This window comes from Citrobacter sp. Cm038, from assembly GCF_030333105.1.
GTDB classification, from domain to species: Bacteria; Pseudomonadota; Gammaproteobacteria; order Enterobacterales; family Enterobacteriaceae; genus Citrobacter; species Citrobacter murliniae.
Window position 1 is genome coordinate 83,559 of sequence record NZ_JAOWGO010000026.1, and the last position, 18,282, is coordinate 101,840.

20 protein-coding genes and 3 pseudogenes are annotated in these 18,282 nt (G+C 49.3%); 8 read left to right on the top strand and 15 right to left on the bottom strand.

Going from position 1 to position 18,282, the window contains the following annotated elements:
- Positions 1 to 43 precede the first annotated feature (43 nt).
- Together OGY01_RS23545 and OGY01_RS23550 are read right to left on the bottom strand one after the other, a co-directional pair.
- The gene (locus OGY01_RS23545) at positions 44 to 940 is read right to left on the bottom strand and encodes an aldo/keto reductase (protein ID WP_286493846.1); all 897 of its coding nucleotides are present in this window, start codon (positions 938 to 940) and stop codon (positions 44 to 46) included.
- A 50-nt stretch (positions 941 to 990) separates the two neighbouring features.
- On the bottom strand, positions 991 to 1,230 hold the full coding sequence (locus OGY01_RS23550; protein ID WP_045442508.1) for a DUF1289 domain-containing protein: 240 nt from the start codon (positions 1,228 to 1,230) through the stop codon (positions 991 to 993).
- Positions 1,231 to 1,331: 101 nt separating this feature from the next.
- Between OGY01_RS23550 and OGY01_RS23555 the strand changes: the two genes are divergently transcribed.
- From OGY01_RS23555 to rnt, 4 genes are all read left to right on the top strand, one after another.
- The gene (locus OGY01_RS23555) at positions 1,332 to 1,931 is read left to right on the top strand and encodes a TetR/AcrR family transcriptional regulator (protein WP_045442505.1); all 600 of its coding nucleotides are present in this window, start codon (positions 1,332 to 1,334) and stop codon (positions 1,929 to 1,931) included.
- Between the two features lie 58 nt (positions 1,932 to 1,989).
- A complete protein-coding gene (locus OGY01_RS23560; protein ID WP_045442502.1) occupies positions 1,990 to 3,087 on the top strand; it encodes an alkene reductase in 1,098 nt (365 codons plus the stop codon).
- Positions 3,088 to 3,241: 154 nt separating this feature from the next.
- The gene (gene gloA / locus OGY01_RS23565; protein WP_045442499.1) at positions 3,242 to 3,649 is read left to right on the top strand and encodes a lactoylglutathione lyase; all 408 of its coding nucleotides are present in this window, start codon (positions 3,242 to 3,244) and stop codon (positions 3,647 to 3,649) included.
- Positions 3,650 to 3,743: 94 nt separating this feature from the next.
- Positions 3,744 to 4,391 (top strand): ribonuclease T, encoded by a 648-nt coding sequence (gene rnt, locus OGY01_RS23570; protein ID WP_045442497.1) that lies wholly within the window; start codon positions 3,744 to 3,746, stop codon positions 4,389 to 4,391.
- Between the two features lie 148 nt (positions 4,392 to 4,539).
- On the opposite strand, the gene tyrR is transcribed toward rnt, so the two are convergent.
- The 4 genes from tyrR to pspE form a co-directional block, all read right to left on the bottom strand.
- On the bottom strand, positions 4,540 to 6,084 hold the full coding sequence (gene tyrR, locus OGY01_RS23575) for a transcriptional regulator TyrR (protein ID WP_045442494.1): 1,545 nt from the start codon (positions 6,082 to 6,084) through the stop codon (positions 4,540 to 4,542).
- A gap of 146 nt (positions 6,085 to 6,230) precedes the next feature.
- Positions 6,231 to 7,292: a YcjF family protein gene (locus OGY01_RS23580; RefSeq protein WP_045442491.1), complete on the bottom strand. Its 1,062-nt coding sequence runs from the start codon at positions 7,290 to 7,292 to the stop codon at positions 6,231 to 6,233.
- Positions 7,289 to 8,686 (bottom strand): YcjX family GTP-binding protein, encoded by a 1,398-nt coding sequence (locus OGY01_RS23585; protein ID WP_200013047.1) that lies wholly within the window; start codon positions 8,684 to 8,686, stop codon positions 7,289 to 7,291. The genes OGY01_RS23580 and OGY01_RS23585 overlap by 4 nt, the downstream gene beginning before the upstream one ends.
- Before the next feature lie 146 nt (positions 8,687 to 8,832).
- A complete protein-coding gene (pspE, locus tag OGY01_RS23590; RefSeq protein ID WP_048221520.1) occupies positions 8,833 to 9,150 on the bottom strand; it encodes a thiosulfate sulfurtransferase PspE in 318 nt (105 codons plus the stop codon).
- A 349-nt stretch (positions 9,151 to 9,499) separates the two neighbouring features.
- On the opposite strand from pspE, the gene uspE reads away from it, so the two are divergent.
- Entirely contained in the window at positions 9,500 to 10,450 is a 951-nt protein-coding gene (gene uspE, locus OGY01_RS23595; RefSeq protein WP_005126626.1) for a universal stress protein UspE, read from the top strand.
- A 48-nt stretch (positions 10,451 to 10,498) separates the two neighbouring features.
- Here the strand turns inward: uspE and OGY01_RS23600 are convergent, their stop codons facing one another.
- On the bottom strand, positions 10,499 to 10,759 hold the full coding sequence (locus OGY01_RS23600; protein ID WP_045442483.1) for a DUF2534 family protein: 261 nt from the start codon (positions 10,757 to 10,759) through the stop codon (positions 10,499 to 10,501).
- Positions 10,760 to 11,008: 249 nt separating this feature from the next.
- Here OGY01_RS23600 and OGY01_RS23605 point away from each other — a divergent pair, with 249 nt between their 5' ends.
- Positions 11,009 to 12,040: a mechanosensitive ion channel family protein gene (locus OGY01_RS23605; protein WP_286493847.1), complete on the top strand. Its 1,032-nt coding sequence runs from the start codon at positions 11,009 to 11,011 to the stop codon at positions 12,038 to 12,040.
- Between the two features lie 160 nt (positions 12,041 to 12,200).
- Here the strand turns inward: OGY01_RS23605 and OGY01_RS23610 are convergent, their stop codons facing one another.
- Entirely contained in the window at positions 12,201 to 12,584 is a 384-nt protein-coding gene (locus tag OGY01_RS23610) for a VOC family protein (RefSeq protein ID WP_136345582.1), read from the bottom strand.
- Positions 12,585 to 12,706: 122 nt separating this feature from the next.
- Here OGY01_RS23610 and OGY01_RS23615 point away from each other — a divergent pair, with 122 nt between their 5' ends.
- The gene (locus tag OGY01_RS23615) at positions 12,707 to 13,477 is read left to right on the top strand and encodes a DeoR/GlpR family DNA-binding transcription regulator (protein WP_045442476.1); all 771 of its coding nucleotides are present in this window, start codon (positions 12,707 to 12,709) and stop codon (positions 13,475 to 13,477) included.
- A 121-nt stretch (positions 13,478 to 13,598) separates the two neighbouring features.
- On the opposite strand, the gene OGY01_RS23620 is transcribed toward OGY01_RS23615, so the two are convergent.
- A complete protein-coding gene (locus OGY01_RS23620; RefSeq protein WP_200013055.1) occupies positions 13,599 to 13,829 on the bottom strand; it encodes a glutaredoxin family protein in 231 nt (76 codons plus the stop codon).
- Positions 13,830 to 13,945: 116 nt separating this feature from the next.
- Here OGY01_RS23620 and OGY01_RS23625 point away from each other — a divergent pair, with 116 nt between their 5' ends.
- On the top strand, positions 13,946 to 14,509 hold the full coding sequence (locus tag OGY01_RS23625; protein WP_045442471.1) for a MarR family winged helix-turn-helix transcriptional regulator: 564 nt from the start codon (positions 13,946 to 13,948) through the stop codon (positions 14,507 to 14,509).
- A gap of 45 nt (positions 14,510 to 14,554) precedes the next feature.
- Here OGY01_RS23625 and OGY01_RS23630 read toward each other — a convergent pair.
- From OGY01_RS23630 to OGY01_RS23650, 6 genes and pseudogenes are all read right to left on the bottom strand, one after another.
- Positions 14,555 to 14,847 (bottom strand): annotated as a pseudogene (locus tag OGY01_RS23630) (terminase small subunit); the annotation flags it as partial.
- A 66-nt stretch (positions 14,848 to 14,913) separates the two neighbouring features.
- Positions 14,914 to 15,162 (bottom strand): HP1 family phage holin, encoded by a 249-nt coding sequence (locus OGY01_RS23720; protein ID WP_353622520.1) that lies wholly within the window; start codon positions 15,160 to 15,162, stop codon positions 14,914 to 14,916.
- Between the two features lie 676 nt (positions 15,163 to 15,838).
- On the bottom strand, positions 15,839 to 16,372 hold the full coding sequence (locus OGY01_RS23640; protein ID WP_200013061.1) for a hypothetical protein: 534 nt from the start codon (positions 16,370 to 16,372) through the stop codon (positions 15,839 to 15,841).
- A 259-nt stretch (positions 16,373 to 16,631) separates the two neighbouring features.
- Positions 16,632 to 16,867 (bottom strand): annotated as a pseudogene (locus OGY01_RS23645) (bacteriophage antitermination protein Q); the annotation flags it as partial.
- 2 nt (positions 16,868 to 16,869) lie between these two features.
- A pseudogene (locus tag OGY01_RS23840) lies at positions 16,870 to 16,968 on the bottom strand (bacteriophage antitermination protein Q); the annotation flags it as partial.
- Positions 16,969 to 17,244: 276 nt separating this feature from the next.
- A partial coding sequence (locus OGY01_RS23650; protein WP_286492807.1) for an autotransporter outer membrane beta-barrel domain-containing protein occupies positions 17,245 to 18,282 on the bottom strand: 1,038 nt, incomplete at its 5' end.

Below are 18,282 nucleotides of genomic sequence, written 5' to 3' on the forward strand. Positions count from 1 at the left end.
AACCAGTGCCGAAAATTTGAACGACGAAGCGCAGAAAACACGATTAAGGCACGTCGTATCCCAGCGCCGCTTTACGAATTCGGAACCATTGTTGACGAGACATTGCCAGCGATTCAGCAGCAATAGCGGCACGAACGCGCTCAATTTTGCCAGAACCAATAATAGGCAGCGGTTGTGATGGCAGACGTAAAATCCACGCATACACCACCTGCTCAATAGACTGGGCATTCAGCTCTTCCGCTACCGCAGCAAGCTCATTACGCAGCGGCTGGAAAGCGTCATCATTGAACAGTCGACCACCGCCCAGACAGGACCAGGCCATCGGCCGGATGCGCAACTGTTGCAACTGATCCAGGGTGCCATCCAGCAAGAGCGGCTGATGTACCGGTGATATTTCGACCTGGTTAGTCGCCAGAGTAAATGGCAGACGCGATTGCAGCAGCGAAAACTGAGCGGGTGTAAAGTTTGATACCCCAAAGTGGCGCACTTTGCCGCTATGGTGCAGCTTTTTAAAGGCATCAGCCACGTCGTCTGCATCCATCAACGGATCGGGACGGTGGATCAGCAGCAGATCAAGATAATCGGTCGCCAGAAGCTTCAGAGACTGTTCTGCGCTGGCAATAATGTGAGCGCTGTCGGTGATATAATGACCAAGTGTATTTTCCGCTCGCGCCGTGGTAGCTATACCGCATTTGGTCACAATCTGCATTTTTTCCCGCAGATGTGGAGCCAACTTCAGTGCCTCGCCAAACGCAGCTTCACACTGGTATCCGCCATAAATATCCGCGTGATCGACAGTAGTTACGCCCAGTTCCAGATGTTCCTCAATAAAGCTGACTAACTGGCGCGCGGACATATTCCAGTCCATCAGCCGCCAGTACCCCATGACAAAGCGAGAAAATTCCGGGCCTTGCGGCGCAATAGTGATACGCTGAACCATAGCAGCTTCCTTAATAAGTGAATGTGTATCGAGTATACGCAATTGCGATTTTAAAAGAGTGAGGGTTGTTGCGGTTCTTCCGGCGGGTTGGTTTTGTTTGCACGTAATTTACGCATAAGCCGCTGGCGACAAAGCCGCAGCACATCCTGTTTTTCGGCATCGCTCATTTTTTGCCAGTTAAAACGCTCATCCCGGCTGCGAAAACATCCGCGGCAAAAACCGCGCTCGTCAGACTGACAGATCCCACGGCACGGGCTCTGGACGGGGAAAAACTCCAGCTGTTCGGCCACATCCCCTCCTTAAATAAGTTCGATATACCTATTGAAGACGTTAACTGAATTTCTGGCAAGCGCTATTGCATTAGACCGACTGGTCTATTACACTCCTTCACATGAACAAAGTAACTGAACACGACACGCGCGAACATCTTCTGGCGACCGGCGAGCAGCTTTGCATGCAACGCGGATTCACCGGTATGGGTTTAAGCGAATTATTGAAAACCGCTGAGGTTCCCAAGGGTTCGTTTTATCACTATTTTCGCTCAAAAGAAGCATTTGGTGTGGCTATGCTGGAACGCCATTATGCGGCCTATCATCAGCGACTCGGCGCGCATTTTGATGCGGGTGCTGGTAATTACCGCGACCGGATCCTGGCCTACTATCAGGAAACCCTGAATCAGTTTAGCCAGCATGGCATTATTAGCGGATGCCTGACCGTCAAATTGTCCGCCGAAGTATGCGATCTCTCTGAAGACATGCGTACGGCGATGGATAAAGGCGCGCGACATATTATTACGCTGTTAGCGCAAGCGCTGGAAAAAGGACGGGACTGCCACTGTTTGTCGTTCATTGGCGAACCTTTACAGCAGGCGCAGGTGCTGTATGCGCTGTGGCTGGGGGCCAACCTGCAGGCTAAGATTTCTCGCAGTGCCACACCGCTGGAAAATGCGCTGGCACACGTTAAAACCGTCATTACAACGCCTGACGTTTAACAGGCGTTTTTATTTAAATTATCACTAGACGACCGGTCTATTCATATCTGGAGTTATTATGTCATCTGAAAAACTGTTCTCCCCGCTGAAAGTGGGTGCTATCACAGCCGCAAACCGCGTATTCATGGCACCACTGACGCGTCTGCGCAGCATCGAACCTGGCGACATCCCGACTCCGCTCATGGCCGAATATTATCGCCAACGGGCCAGTGCAGGTCTGATCATCAGTGAAGCCACGCAGATCTCCGCGCAGGCAAAAGGCTATGCGGGTGCGCCAGGATTACACAGCGCAGAGCAAATTGCAGCGTGGAAAAAAATCACCCATGCCGTTCATGCTGAGCAGGGTCATATCGCCGTACAATTGTGGCATACCGGGCGAATCTCTCATTCAAGCCTGCAGCCAAATGGACAGCCACCGGTTGCACCTTCTGCCATCAGCGCAGGAACCCGCACTTCACTGCGCGATGAAAACGGACTGGCGACGCGAGTGGACACCTCTATGCCGCGCGCACTGGAAACCGAAGAAATTCCAGGTATCGTCAATGATTTCCGTCAGGCAATAGCTAACGCGCGTGAAGCGGGCTTTGACCTGGTAGAGTTGCACTCCGCCCATGGCTATTTACTGCATCAGTTCCTGTCCCCTACTTCTAACCACCGCACCGATCAATATGGTGGCAGCGTAGAGAATCGTGCGCGTCTGGTGCTGGAAGTCGTCGATGCCGGGATCAAAGAATGGGGCGCAGACCGCATTGGTATTCGGGTTTCCCCTATTGGTTCTTTCCAGAACGTGGATAACGGTCCGAATGAAGAAGCCGATGCACTGTATCTGATTGAACAACTTGGCAAACGCGGGATCGCTTACCTGCATATGTCCGAACCGGACTGGGCCGGAGGTGAGCCTTATAGCGATGCGTTCCGCGAGAAAGTTCGTGCTCGATTCCATGGTCCAATTATTGGAGCGGGAGCCTACACGCCAGAGAAAGCTGAAGCGCTGATTGAAAAAGGCCTGATCGATGCGGTCGCCTTTGGCCGCGCCTATATTGCTAACCCGGATCTGGTCGCTCGTCTGCAGCATAAAGCTGAACTGAATCCACAGCGCGCTGAGAGTTTCTATGGCGGTGGCGCTGAAGGTTACACTGATTATCCGACTCTGTAACTGCCCTGACGATAGCACTGGGTTTTGAGTTGCCGCCAATAAAATGTGGTCTCAAAGAGAGCGGTTATAATCCTGCATTGATAGCGGCGTCACAACGCCGCTATACTAAAACAACATTTTGAATGTATTAGCCATTTTTGAAGGGGAAGAAAAGATGCGTTTACTTCATACCATGCTGCGCGTGGGCGACCTGCAACGTTCCATCGATTTTTATACCAAAGTACTCGGCATGAAGCTGCTGCGTACCAGTGAAAACCCTGAATACAAATACTCTCTGGCGTTTGTCGGATACGGCCCTGAAACCAGCGAAGCCGTCATTGAGCTGACCTACAACTGGGGCGTCGACAAATACGACCTGGGTACTGCTTACGGTCACATTGCCCTGAGCGTAGACAATGCGGCAGAAGCCTGCGAGCGTATTCGTCAGAACGGCGGTAACGTGACGCGTGAAGCGGGTCCGGTTAAAGGCGGTACGACGGTTATCGCGTTTGTGGAAGATCCGGACGGCTATAAAATTGAACTGATCGAAGAAAAAGACGCAGGTCGCGGCCTGGGTGACTAATCTCCCGTCGGGCGCAGATCGTCTGTGCCCGTAGTTTTATACTCATCATTTTGCCATAATACGCGCTGCAATTTTCCCGTATTAAGAGACCCAGATGTCCGATAACGCTCAACTTTCCGGTCTGTGTGACCGTTTTCGTGGTTTTTATCCTGTCGTCATTGATGTAGAAACAGCAGGATTTAATGCCAAAACCGATGCGCTGCTCGAGATTGCAGCCATCACGCTGAAAATGGATGAACAAGGCTGGCTGATGCCGGACATGACGTTGCATTTCCACGTCGAACCCTTTGAAGGGGCAAATTTACAACCGGAAGCACTCGCGTTCAACGGTATCGACCCGAGCAATCCGCTACGCGGAGCTGTCAGCGAATATGATGCTCTGCACGCAATCTTTAAAATGGTGCGTAAAGGCATCAAAGACAGTGGTTGTAATCGGGCGATCATGGTTGCGCATAACGCCACTTTCGACCACAGCTTTATGATGGCGGCAGCGGAGCGTGCCTCACTGAAACGCAATCCGTTCCACCCGTTCGTTACCTTTGATACAGCGGCGCTGAGCGGTCTGTCTCTGGGACAAACCGTGCTGTCAAAAGCGTGCCTTGCGGCTGGAATGGAATTTGATGGAACTCAGGCGCACTCTGCGCTGTATGACACTGAACGTACTGCAGTTCTGTTCTGCGAAATCGTTAACCGCTGGAAGCGCCTGGGCGGCTGGCCTCTTCCGGTGCCTGAAGGAGCGTAACTGGCTCACTTCTCAAATTCTAAGGGGCGGAATTGATGCAAAATGCATATATCCGCCTCAAAATCTGTTCCGTAACATGCGCCTCCGATCGGTTAAGCGCGTCTTAACCGATCGGCATGACGCCAGCCGAGCATTGTTATTTACTGCGTTACTCTTCGCTCTTCTTCTGCTGACTCAGACCGTATTCACGTAATTTATTGGCAATCGCGGTATGCGAGACGCCCAGCCGTTTGGCGAGTTTACGTGTGCTGGGATAATTCAGATAGAGCTGCGTAAGCACTGAGCGCTCAAAGCGGCTGGTGATTTCATCCAGCGAGCCTTCCATAACCTCTTCTCCGACAGCAACCGTCGCCGCATCATAATCCGGCAATAAAATATCCTGCGGACGCAGTTCATATCCCTCAAGCTGGGTTAGCGCCCGATAGATAGCATTTTTCAACTGACGCACGTTACCCGGCCAACCATAGCGGGTTAACACTGTACTGAGATCGGCGGAAAGTTTCGGGCGCGGTACGCCCTGCTCGTCGGCAAACTTTGCGACAAACAGCTCAGTGAGCGGCATAATATCTTGCGGGCAATCGCGCAGTGGCGGCAGGTTTAACGTCAGTACGTTGAGACGATAGTAGAGATCTTCACGAAACAGGCCTTTCTGTACCAGTTCCACAAGATTTTTTTGCGTAGCACAAATCACGCGCACATCCACATGGACTTCATGATCTTCGCCGACGCGGCGGAACGTTCCGTCATTAAGAAAACGCAGCAATTTTGTTTGCATACGCGGCGACATTTCGCCAATTTCATCCAACAGAACCGAACCGCCATTAGCCTGTTCAAAGAAGCCTTTCTTGCCTTCCGGTGCATGGCCAAACAGCTCACTTTCAACCGCATCTTCAGGAATCGAAGCGCAGTTCAGCGCCAGGTATGGTTTCTCCGCACGTGGGCTCGCCAGATGGCAGGCTCGTGCAAAAAGATCTTTTCCCGTACCGGTATTCCCGGTAATCAGCAATGGCGCACTCAGCATAGCCAGCTTGCGCGCCTGCTCCACGACGTGTTTCATTTTGGTACTGACCGCGATAATCTGACTAAACGCGCTCAGATCCTGAGTGGTCATATTTTGCAGCTGACGCCCCATACGAATGGTGGAACGCAGCATCACCACAGCGCCGGTCAACATCAGTTCGTTATTTTCACCCTGTAAATGGACCGGTGTAATTTCCATCAGGAAATTTTGTCCATTAATCACGACATGTTCGCTGTGAGAATCCTGAGGATTGCTTTCCAGCCATCGCTGGAAGTTAAATCCATTGATTAACTGTGCGGCCGTGTGGTTGCGCATACGATCCTGAGTGTGCGCAAAAAGCTGGCAGCTCGCGGGATTCGCCATTTCAACTTTGCTTTTCATGTCCAGAGAAAGGACCGGTTCCGGAAGCGCTTCAAGCAGCGCGCTAAGCGCCAGATGTTCACGTTCGGAAGGCATCCAGGGTACGGTGCGAACGTCCGTCACCCCTGAAATACGGCGGATTTCAGCCATCAGGCTGCTGAAGTTTGTGAACTCCAGTTCCGCAAAATTAAGGTAAATTCGCCCGATGGGGTCAATCTCGATACCGCGTAAATCAATGCTTCGAAGCACCAGTAAATCGAGTAATTCGCGAGTCAGACCAAGTCGGTCTTCACAAAAGACTTCCAGACGCATGGGAACCTTCACCTAAACAATGGATCATATGTAAGATGATAAGCCAGTATTCCGTTAGCAGGAAGGACTCTGTCAACAAATATTGACAGCACGCTGGAAAATTGGGCACCGAGGCGTAAAGTTATACGATCGGAGCCCTTTTAGTCTTAGCTTTCGCGGGGGGATTTGTTCTTCTGTAAGGTCTCCTTGACCTGTCCAATCAACTGACGCCGAAAATCACCAAGCCGCGGTTTGTCATCGTCTATCCATGGGAGTGGGCGGCACAGTTCCATCGCTTTAATCCCCAGACGCGCCGTTAACAATCCGGCGCCAATCCCCTGTGCAGCGCGCGTGGATAATCTGGCTGCCAGATCTTGCGACATCCAGTCCATACCGACTTCCCGCACCAGTTCACTGGCCCCGGCAAACGCAATATTCAATAACACCAGCCGGAATAAACGTAAGCGACTGTAATAACCCAGTTCAATGCCATACAGGGTCGCGATGCGGTTAATTAAACGCAGATTTCGCCAGGCGATAAATGCCATGTCCACCAGCGCCAGAGGACTGACGGCAATCATCAGCGTCGATTCAGCCGCTGAGCGGCTGATTTCGCGCCTGGCCTGCGCATCCAGCACCGGTTGCACCAGGTGGGCATACAAACTCACCACTTCCCGATCATTTTGTGTTTCGTGAATTGAAGCATACCAACGCTGCAGCGCCGGATGAGACTGATCAATCCCCGCTTGCTGTGCCAATTTTTCACAAAATGCCCGCCCTTTCCCTGTACCATGGCTATGCAGTAAATCCCGTGCCTCATCGCGCTCGTGGGCTCGCTGGCGCAGACGCCACAGGCGACGCCATTCGGTTGCGACAGAACCGATACCCGCACCGATAATCAGCGCCCCGGCGGCGCATCCGCCCATTGCGACCCAGTCCTGAGTCTGCCAGGCATTCATTGTCCACTGCACACCCTGAGCGACCACGCTGACACCAAACAATGCAAGCCCGCCCATAACCATTTTGCGCCACAGGCTACGTTTGGGACGTAAAGCTGCATCAATTACGGCTTCTGCCTGGCCTTCATCTTCCAACGGTACATCCAGCGTAGCCGGAGCAAACGTCTGCGCTTCCGTTTCGTTAAACATCTGCTGCGCTTTAAACGCCGGATTATTTTCCGTTTCCAGCGGACCTGAGAAATCGATACGCGGTTTTAACGGCTCGCTCATCGCAATTTATCTCCTATTAAAAACTCCAGCGCAGCATCAAGACGAATATGCGGTAAAGGCTTATCCACATCTAAAACCTGCGGGCGAAACGCTTCAAACTGAAAGCCCTGGCTATCCCAGAACGCCTGCCCTGGCAAACGCGCAGGCACTTCTCCCGGATAGACCGTCAGCGGCGCGCCATCGCTCAGGCGATTTCCACGCAGTGCCGGTATCTTCTCGCCCTTCACATCAATCAGCCCACTGGTGGTTGCCTGAACCGACGCCAGGCCCAGGCAATCCATGCTGATGCCTTCAAACGCCGCATTTTGCCACGCGTCCTGTATCAGTTGCTGAAGCAGTGACACCATATTGGCATGCTGATCGACCGTCACGTGATCTGCCTTAGTCGCGGCAAACAACAGCTTGTCGATAACCGGCGAGAACAACCGCCGAAACAGCGTACGCTGACCATAATGAAAGCTTTGCATAAGCTGAGTTAATGCCAGGCGCATATCGTTGAACGCTTGTGGTCCGCTGTTGAGCGGTTGCAGGCAATCAACCAACACGATCTGGCGATCGAAACGCAGGAAGTGATTCTTATAAAACCCCTTCACCACCTTCTCGCAATAGTAATTAAACCTGTCGCGTAGCATACCTGCGTTGGTATGTTTATCCGCTTGCGCCAGCCTGGACTCACCACAGGCATCCACATCCGGCCACGGGAAGAACTGCAGTGCCGGCGCGCCAGCCATATCACCCGGCAGGACAAAACGCCCAGGCTGAATGAAGTGCAGTCCCTGCTGCTTACACTGATGCAGATAATCCGTCCAGGCAGCCGCAATCTCCGCCAGACGATTCTCATCGGCGGGGGCTAATGGATCTAATCCCTGGCTTAACTGTCGCCACTTTGCCGACCATTCAGCCCGTTGCCCCTGTAGTAGCCCGGTCATTTGTCGTGACCAGCTCAGGTAGTCCTGGGCCAGCATCGGTAAATCAAGCAGCCACTCACCGGGGTAATCCACAATCTCCAGATACAACGTGGAGGTATCTTTAAAATGACGCAGTAAAGAGTCGTTGGACTTGTAGCGCAGAGCGAGGCGAATTTCGCTTACACCACGCGTCGGCGTAGGCCAGGTCGGCGGAGAACCATACAACTGGGCCAGCCCTTCATCATAGGTAAAGCGAGGAATGCCAAAATCGCGCTGTGGAACCCGTTTAACGCCGAGCAAGCGCTCTTCGCGCACTGCGCTGAGCAGCGGCAAACGCGCACCTGCGTGAATATTGAGTAGCTGGTTTACCATCGCGGTGATAAATGCTGTCTTACCGCTGCGGCTAAGCCCGGTGACAGCCAGACGCAGATGTCTGTCCACGCCGCGATTAACCAGCGAATTGAGTTCATTTTTAAGTCGCTTCATCGCCATCCCGTTATGCTGAAGGAGCCGTAGAAATTATAACAAACAGGAAGTAAAGATTGGGGGCAATTCTTATTTATCAACCACCTGAGAAATATCAGGAGACATCATTTATGTATGCCGCCTGTTACAGATGAAAACCGCGCGGATTATTTTTGCTCTACTTTTGGAAGGTCAATCTGCTTGATCCCCCCTTCGTTCGTCACCTGCGTATATCCCATATCAATCAGCATATCCTTCGCCTGCCCTGACTGCCGTCCTGAGTTGCAGTACAGTTTCACCGTGTCGGTCTTATCCGGAACAACGGAGGTGATTTGCGCTTTGAGATCTTTCAACGGAATGTTGATCGCTCCCTGAATATGCTCCTGCTGGTATTGGTCAGGCACGCGAACATCAATCCAATGTTCTGCGGCAAAAACCGGCATACCGATGAACAACGCTAAAGCTAGTACCCCTTTTTTCAACATATTATCATCCTGAATAGTGGCTTAATTGGAAGAAAGACTATATGCCAGATCTTAAGAAAATATTGCGATCACCCTATCATCATATAAGACACCCGAACACTTTGCTTCCGGTTCTAATCAGGAGATGGCAGTATCCGTTGAATGTACAAACGCGCAATAGGCCGCCCCTTTGCGTAGTCCTCAGGGCGCATACCTCGACAAAAGTTGTTTAAATTTAGCCGGATGTGGGCAAATAGAATATATTTTCCCAATTTATTGATCTGGCAGGAGGTTATCCCCTGTTTCAATCCACATTATTGGGTTACTCTTTTAATGACAAACTGCGGTGACAGTTGTAAGGAGACCCTGTATGGCTATGTATCAAAACATGCTGGTAGTCATCGATCCTAACCAGGACGATCAACCAGCATTACGGCGCGCTGTTTATTTGCATCAACGGATTGGTGGCAAAATTAAAGCCTTTTTGCCGATCTATGACTTTTCCTATGAGATGACCACCCTGCTGTCACCAGATGAGCGTACAGCAATGCGTCAGGGTGTCATCAGCCAGCGAACAGCATGGATACGTGAACAAGCAAAATACTATATCGAGGCAGGTATTCCTCTTGATATAAAAGTGGTCTGGCACAACCGTCCGTTTGAAGCCATCATCCAGGAAGTTATCAGTGCTAAGCATGACCTGGTCCTGAAAATGGCGCACCAACACGACCGTCTGGAAGCCGTGATTTTCACACCTACTGACTGGCATTTACTGCGTAAATGCCCAAGCCCGGTATGGATGGTTAAAGACCAACCGTGGCCGGAAGGTGGTAAAGCGCTGGTTGCAGTTAACCTGGCAAGTGAAGAGGCATATCACAACGCCCTCAACGAAAAACTCGTTAAGGAGACACTGCAACTCGCAGAGCAAGTTAACCATACCGAAGTGCATCTGGTTGGAGCCTATCCGGTCACACCTATCAACATCGCCATTGAGCTGCCTGAATTTGACCCCAGCGTCTATAACGACGCCATCCGTGGGCAGCACTTGTTGGCAATGAAAGCATTGCGCCAAAAGTTCAGTATCGACGAGAAAGTCACCCACGTTGAAAAAGGATTACCTGAAGAGGTTATCCCTGATTTAGCTGAACATTTACAGGCAGGTATCGTGGTATTAGGAACGGTTGGGCGTACCGGTATTTCAGCTGCGTTTCTCGGAAATACAGCGGAACAAGTCATCGACCATCTACGCTGTGACCTGCTGGTTATCAAACCCGATCAATATCAGACCCCGGTTGAACTGGACGACGAAGAAGACGATTAACCGCACAGAAAAATGCCGGATGGCGACGTCATCCGGCATTAAAAACACTTAGCGCTTATCTTCCCCGCCAAGGAAATAGATCCCAAGCGGGATCGCCAGCAGAATAGTAAACACCATGCTGTAGACGCAAATCATTGCAGATTGAATGGCATACATTGAAGCGGTCCACTCTGAAAGCGGAATATTGTACTGCTCAATTACCCCACCGATTGTTGCTCGCGTAACCACCGATGCTGCGATGATGAACACCCCAAGCAGACACAACAGAAATTTCCTTCCCTTCGCTGTTTTCAGCTTAGCCATGACCATAGTATCGTCCTTTTCATTTGCAGATGAATACCTTGTTACTTTGCAATAACAATACCATGACATCAGCTCATTGTCTGCTACATAAGACTCGCTAAAAGGTTGCCTTCAGCATTATTCGCCTGAAAACAGCGCTGATTATCTTATTTCTCTCTCTTTATGCTTAATGATCTGACACCCTGAACTGGATAAAATATCTGGACTGGATATGTCAGATGATATTTAGCTAACACGGAGTAGCCAGGGAGAATCATGATCGCTGAACTGTTTATGAACAATGCATTTAATCTGACGGTAATTCTCAGTTGCTGTGCGGCATTAGTCCTGATGAGCGTCTGGTTTCATCGCTGCGAGAAACGTAAAAAAGGTTTCATATTCCACGCGGCGCAATTTTTCGTCTATGCCATTATCATTGGAACATTCGGCAGCATCGCCAATAATGTGATTGAAAGCTACAGGCTGAAATTTATATCCCCGAGCGTTGTCGACTTCCTCTGTACCTCTTTGATTGCGCTCATTCTGACCATAAAACTCTTTCTGGTGATCAACCAGTTTGAAAAAACACAGATCAGCAAAGGCAGAGATATCACCAGTGCCCGGATCCTGTCGCGAATTATTAAGATAACTATCGTTGTCGTCATCATTCTGCTGTATGGCGAACATTTTGGAATGAGTTTATCCGGACTGCTAACCTTTGGAGGCATCGGCGGTATAGCTGTTGGTATGGCGGGGAAAGACATTCTGAGTAATTTCTTTTCCGGAATTATGCTCTATTTCGACAGACCGTTCAGTATCGGTGACTGGATCCGTTCCCCGGACAGAAATATCGAAGGCACAGTAACAGAAATTGGCTGGAGAATGACCAAAATAAACACCTTTGATCATCGTCCTCTGTATGTGCCGAACTCAATTTTCTCGTCAATTAGTGTAGAAAATCCAGGCAGAATGACTAACCGACGGATAAAAACGGTGATCGGGTTACGTTATGAAGATGCCGATAAAATAAGTACAATTGTCGAGTCAGTAAGACAGATGCTGCAAAACCATCCCGGTATAGACCAGAAGCAAACCTTGCTGGTTTATTTTAATGAGTTTGCGGATTCCTCTCTGAATATTATGGTCTATTGCTTTACAAAAACGACTGTATGGCAGGAGTGGCTCGCCGTTCAGCAGGATGTTTATTTAAAGATTATTACTATCGTCCAGGCAAACGGAGCCGATTTTGCCTTCCCAAGCCAGACGCTGTACATGGAAGATGCCACAGCACAAGCGTCTTCACACTAAAAGAATAAGACGCGAAATTTCGCGTCTTATTTACTCAGACCAGCATGGTTCTGCCCCGAGAGCTAAAAACAGCCAAGTTATTGTGGCCTGACATGCCACAGATAGTGGGCAAACAGCACTTTTAACTTCCTGTCTTCGATTGTCTCGGGCAGACTAAAAATCAGGCAACAATCTCGATTAAATTACCATCAGGATCGCGTATCACGGCTTCATAATATCCGTCACCAGTAGTGCGTGGGGCTGATACTAAAATCCCCTGTTCCTGGGCACGCATCGCCATTGCGTCAACACTCTCGACACTGCCGACGGAGATGGCCAGATGAACCCATCCAACCGTGTTGTTGTCGGGCGAACAGGATGTAAGTCCAGTCTTGGTCATCAACTCAATCGCAATGCCATCACCAATATTGACGAAATAGGACTCAAACCCCGGATTCGTTTTACTGCAGTATTTTTCGTTAATCTCTCCACCAAAAAAAGTGCCCCAGAAATGAGCTTGTCGCTCGAGATCCTGTGTCCACAATGCCATATGGGCAACCTTCATCGCGAACCTCCACTGGTTTTATTCATAATTATACATTCCGTACTAACGGGACATTGACAACGCTAATCATAATGCACGATCATGCTTAGTATTGCTCGATTTTTATTTATTCAGGAGTTTTTATGCTCGATTACGCTGCATTCCCACAACAGCGACAGGCACTAATTCATCAGATCCTTCAGGAAAACGGTAGAGTGGTCTGCTCCGAACTCGCCGGACGATTAGGCGTTTCAGAACACACAATTCGCCGTGATCTACATGAACTTAGTAAAGAAGGTGTATGCAAGAAGGTATATGGCGGAGCCGTTATTTCATTGCCGGAATCAGCGGAGATCGCCGTTCGTAAGAACATCAATGCGGAGAAAAAGAGCAACATCGCGCAAAGATGTGCCCGGCTGGTTAAATCCGGGAGCTGCATTTTCATCGATACGGGTAGCACTAACCTGGCGATGGCTGAAGCCCTGCCCGCCGAGCTTGCACTAACAGTAGTGACTAATTCGCCAGAAATTGCCGCCGTTCTGCTAAAGAAACCACTGTTTGAGGTCATTACTCTGGGTGGCCAGGTACAGAGATCGTCAGGTGGTTGTGTTGGAGCCACGGCGATATCTCAGTTGCAGGGCATTTTATTTGATCAGGGATTTATTGGCGGATGCGCAATGGCGCCCGAGTCAGGATTGACGGGGTTTGATTACGCAGATTGTGAGTTTAAAAAAGCGGTGATTAAACAGTGCAATGAAACTATCGTCGCACTGACGGCAGATAAAATCCCGGCAGTAGCCCGGTATGTTGTTACCGAAAGCAGCAACATTGATGTCATTGTTGTAGAGGAAAATATCAGCAAAGAGTACGCAACCGCCTTTCAGGCGCATGACATCCGGATTTATACGGTATAACGTCTGTACCTAAAAATTATCTCATATAATCAAATAAATATAACGATGATAAACGTAGCCCCTTCCTCCGTTTGAACGCTTGTTCGGGAAATAGCCGGAGCGACCTCCCGAACGCCAGACGTTATTTCAGTGCTTCAATTGGCGCACCAAAGTTGATGTGTAGCACATTGCCGTCGATCACCAATGCCGGAACAGACTTCACACCAGCCCGTTCAGCCTCAGCGACTCGATCAGGTTGTTCACCCAGGTGAATAATATCGACTTTCACATTTGGGGACAGATGCTGAAGCAGCGCCTCTTCCGCGGAAACGCAAACCGGGCAACCGGCATGATAATAGGTAGCCTTTGTCATGATATATCTCCTTTTGAATTATAGTATCGATTCGATACTATAATTCATACTACGCTGCTTTAATGCTTTGTCAATTTAGTTTTTAATCGATACTATATGTCAAGGAGGATTTCGTTATGCACGACATGTCACTTTTCGACGTACTGGACAGGCTTTCCAGCCTGACGCGGATGTGGTTTCGCCAGCATCCTTTACTGGCGGATATTCAACCGGTACAGCTCAGCGCGTTGATGTATCTCGCTCGCTGTAACCGCTATTCCAATACGCCGCTAGGCGTGACGGACTATCTTGGACTCACCAAAGGAACCGTTTCACAATCGCTAAAGTTGTTGGAAACAAAAGGACTGATTGTGCGAACCCAGGACGTTCGGGATAAACGCAGCGTCCATTTACAGGTCTCTGAGTCAGCGAAAACCTTACTCGATGCCCTACTTCCCCCCTCATTTTTGGTGGCGGGAGAGTCTGCGATGGGGAAACGTTCTGACTTGTTAAAAGAGTTGTTGTTCGAACTTTTGCGTGAAATCCAGAGAACCAACAATGTTCCTGGCTTCGGTCTTTGCCATAGCTGTCAGTTCCATCTAAAAAATAATGGCCAGAGATTTTGTAATCTCACGAAAGAACCGCTGAGTGAGGATGATTCAAAACTGATTTGTCGGGAACATCAGCCCCCGGAAGAGTAATAACAGCAGAGGCTGGCACGCGTTTACGCACCAGCCTTTATATCAGTTCTGGATAGTCGTGCTGATATCCAGTCCAGTGAGTATCGTCCGCCACGACCTGGGCCAAAGGCTAATCGCCTTTAGGCTGCCATCGTCATTAAGGATGTCCAGCACGTCCATCTGGTCGATTTCAACCAAGCGCCGGAGCACATAATCGGCATCAATGCCCACATCTTCGTTGCGCCTGGCTTTAAGTTCGGCAATCCTGTTTTGAATGACAGCTTTTGACAGCAATTTTGTAGCAGTACCGTAGCAGTTTTAGCGCTGTACCCCACACGAATCGCTGCCTGACACGCGCTGCTTGAGCTTGAGCATCTTTAACAACCTCATCTCGGGAATTGTTCGCCCCTGTTCAATCATACGGGCTACGGTCTGTGCATTCGCTTCCTGTGAAAATACCAGTTCACTGAACAGGTAATAACGGTGCATGCGATAACGACAACAATTGCCCAGTCACTCAGGCTTAATCCTGCAATTCTGTCGGCCAACATCCTGGGCAACTCTTTTGCTGTTTTAGGTGTTTCGGCATATGCCTTCGCTGATACACCGCAGCCGGTCAGCGTGGTGCCTGTTCCATATGAGAATCTGCTGTAAATGGTGCTCATTCTGGTCATAGCCTCACCTCCGATTTTTCGGATGGCGCTGTGGGTGATTAAAGGGTCAGGCTTCACGGGATGGATTTATCAACAAAGCACGTAGCGGATGATTCCAATGAACCCTTAAATGAAAAAGGCCGCCAGATGGCAGCCTTAACTCGGTGAAAAGTGCTAATTAATATCGCTTAATTGTGTTAACCGGTGTTCTTTCTGACCAGTCAGGTCGTGCGCCAGTCATAATTGCCCTCTGCTGTGAAGGTGTAATTGACTGGGTAATTTCAGGCATCGACCTGTAGACAGGTTTAGCAGGTGATTTGATGACAACATCAGAACTACAGCCAAAGAGGAGAAAAACTGCAAACACACATAATTTAAAATCAATCACTTACAACCCTTCCGGTGGGATAAAACAGTAGAAAATAGTACAACAGTGTAAACGTCACTGTGATTCTGCATTCGTCTTCAGAGTAACGGTCAAAAGATTTTATAAAAATATTTTACAAAATGATACCAACCATAATTTATTGGTTATAGCTGTAGAAATGATACTTTCTTAGACACATTTACGATGGGATAAAAGAGTTCTATCTTCACGGGCTGGATTTATCAACAAAGCACGTAGTGGTTGATTCTCGTGAGCCTGAAATGAAAAAGGCCGTCATATGGCGACCTCTAAACTTTGAATAGGATTTTCTCAATGAACGGCTTCGTGATAAATAATCTGCCCGCCCATATCTGAAATCAGCTTATCTACTCGAATATAATCCGTATAGAAAAAAGATGGAGCATCATCCCAGTGACAGAGTGCGATTTCACGCTTCAGATATGTGTCATAGTAGATAACACGAGCCTTACATGGCCTGGTTTTTCCTCCAGATTGTGTGGGATATCTCATCTTGAATCGGTAATTGTCACTCACATGCTTATTAGCTGATGAGATCATTATTAACTCTGGAACATTCCAAAAAGTAAATGTCAGGCACATCATAACAGTAAGGCAAACGCCGAAAAGCCTCTTAACCATACCTGCTGCGACCTTATTACTTAGGTACACACGCCAAGCAATGAACATTCCTATCAGGAAGGAAGTCCCAACAATAACTGACTTATAAAGCACCCCATCAAAAAGGTATGTGTCGTGAGTTGTTTTGTCTGCCCATGCACACCAAATAACCCAAATGACTGCGAAGCAGAATGAAATCAACTCTACCTTTGTTGGCAACCTCATTATCATTAATCCATTTCTCATCTTCCTTGAAGTGAAATATATCAAATTGATAACTACCTTTGATACCTCGAAGTGGGCTTAGACTTGGCGCGCCTGACAGGGATCTAACCAGCGAGCATTCAATTATGACTTGAGTGCTTTACAGCTTACCTACAGGCAAATAAAAAGCCCAAGGCGTTAACCTCGGGCTCGAAAACTAATTTACTGCCAGTACATACAACAATGGCACAATATCATATTCACACGAAATGCATGCTATTTAATTGACTTTTGCAATACCCTGCTGCGAAAAAGACGTCTTTTGTTGTGATCGCGTTCTCACCGTACAAAGCAGGGATTCGCTATCGAGCCCCTTGAAGATGCTGCACAAAACTCGCCAGTAGTCCGCATAGTAGTGGCTCCAGTTGTCCGGTTTGACACCACGCATAGCGGCTAAGTCCTTTGCTGAAAAACATCACGACCAGCCAGTTCCGCTTTCACATCCTGCGCCGCCAACCCTCAAGCCAGGTCATCAACTGACCTTTCGTCGCACCTCTTAAATCGGCGGTGGCAACCAGCAGTTGCTGGCGCACGTATTCGAGAAATTGAGTGTTCATACAGCACAACTGTGCTCAGAGATGATCAATGTCTTAAGAGCACAAATTGTTAATTTCCTGTCAGGCGTAAAAAAGAAAAACCCGCCATAGCGGGTTCTCAGGTTTTAAGATTTTTATTGCTCAAGTTATGAGCAGTTAATCAGCTTAGGCGCGGTAAATTACATTTATCCTCAACACCACTGTTTCGGAAATAACCTCGTCCACAACATACTGGACAAGGTCCGTAGGAGATTTCTTCAGATAAAAACCGGGGATAATCCCCCGGTTAGCGCGGCATTAAAAGTTATACTTAATACCCACCATGGCATTGGTGTCACTGTATCCTTTATCCCCCATCTGGGCGCCGACATTGCCCCACAGATTGACCCGAGGGTTAATCTGTCCTTCAACACCCACTTTGACTTCACCAATGTTGCGGGCGCCAGCCTGGCTGATGTGGACATTATCCATGTTCACGTTATAACTGCGCGTATTATGCAACCAGTTGGCTTCAATGAACGGCTCGAAAGTACGGTCTTTGTTGTCATCCATCGCATGATGGCTCTTCAGGTACGTACGAAGGCCCAGGCGGGTTTGTACGTTACCGTCGCCACCGCTGCTAACGCGGGTTCCATTGGTTTCACGATGGTTGTCTGCTTTCACGCCCATCCAGGTGGCCTGGGCTTGTGGCTGGATAAACCATTCATTAAGCGTCCCTTTGCTGCCAGCAAACTCGCCCAGTTTCTGGGTGTAACCCGTCTCCAGCGAGGCCGTAAAGCCTTTAGACTTGTAGGATTCGCTGGCCAGTTGCTGCCCGTTAACCTGGTTGTTGAACCAGCTGTACTGGAGCCAGCTGTCCACATACAACCCTGCTTTATCCGCATCGCTGGCGAACCAGGTGCCGTAAGCGCCAACGCTGTAACCGTTTATGGAACCTTTTGAATCATAACCCGTGACGGAAGAGCGGGTAGAACTGTGGTTATTACCGTAACCCGCCATCAGACCCAGGTGGCCTCTGTTCAGGCCATCGGTTGACCACTGCGCAACATCGCCACCCAACTGTGCGACATAACTGTTGCTCTGTGTTTTCAACTGACCACTGCCATCACGCCAGTTATTATGGCTACCGACCTGGCGTAGCCACAGACTGGTAACTTTCTTCTCACCGGTCAGAGCATCAACGTACTGCGTTTCCCCCAGACGGTCGTGCAGACGGGTGTTGAATAACGTGTTCGCAGCCGCAATGTTTGCAAGATAGCTACCTGCTTCAGGGCGGTTAACATGTGTTTCATCAGAGGGGTCAACCGGCGGTGTTACAGGATCAACGGGAGGGTC